Here is a 925-nt window from a genome sequence, read left to right as displayed (position 1 = left end):
AATGTTCTCTAAAATGATTCAGAGACTCTGTTTAATCAAAAGAACAGCTATAAACAGAGAAGTTAATAAATAGGGATAAAGTGAAGTCCGTCTCTTTCTGGGAGTAATATAGCTAGGTTTAGTCTTAGCTCGTAATCTCGTTTGTAGGATGCGACCCATCGAATAGGTACACCCTCCACCACTATCGGAGTTAAACGCTCTACCCGATTTTGACCACGTTGAAATCGTGGGTAGGCTCTACAAATTCATATTGTGCATTGATTGTTTGTAGCTCCCAAGTGCCATAGCTTTTAGTTAGCTCCAACACACCATAGACCGCGTTATTTGCATGTCGGAATGCAGCTACGGGAGACATTCTCTTTATTAACCCTGCGGTAAACAGGCCAGAGATAAGGTCACCGACACCAACCGGTTGTTGAGCAAATTCAATGTTCGGTCGTTGGGCTAAATAACATGCCTTTTTCGTTGCTAAAATCATACTGAACGCGTCATCGGGTAATGAGTGAAGATGCTTCACGAGCACCATCTTTGGACCAAGCTCCAATGCTTTCTTACATGCTGTAACCGCGTCATAAAGGGAGAGGATTTTAATGCCGGTCAATTCACTTAGTTCAAATTGGTTTGGCACTATAACATCGGCAATAGGAAGCAAGTGTTTAGTAATGGCGGTTCTAACGCCATCCTCAACGATACAACCTTTATCTGGGTCACCCATTACAGGGTCACAAACATAGAGTGCACTGTGGTTCTTTTCTTTAACTAAATTAACCGACTCAGCAACCGCTTTACATTGGTCTGCGCTTCCCTGATAACCCGATAGGATCGCACCACAGTCTTTCAGTACGTTGATGTTGTCTAAGCCTCGAATCAAGTTTCGAATATCATCTGAGCCGAATGTTTGCCCGGTCCAACCTTGTTGATATTG

The 925-nt window shown here is 43.1% G+C and carries 1 protein-coding gene; it reads right to left on the bottom strand.

Going from position 1 to position 925, the window contains the following annotated elements; translation table 11 throughout:
* Positions 1-199 precede the first annotated feature (199 nt).
* On the bottom strand, positions 200-925 hold a 726-nt coding region (pdxY, locus tag AB4307_RS21855), incomplete at its 5' end, for a pyridoxal kinase (protein ID WP_372133522.1).

Origin of the sequence: Vibrio sp. 10N.261.52.C2 (assembly GCF_041471425.1) — a bacterium.
GTDB lineage: Bacteria > Pseudomonadota > Gammaproteobacteria > Enterobacterales > Vibrionaceae > Vibrio > Vibrio crassostreae_C.
This window is presented reverse-complemented; position numbering and strand designations above follow the sequence as displayed.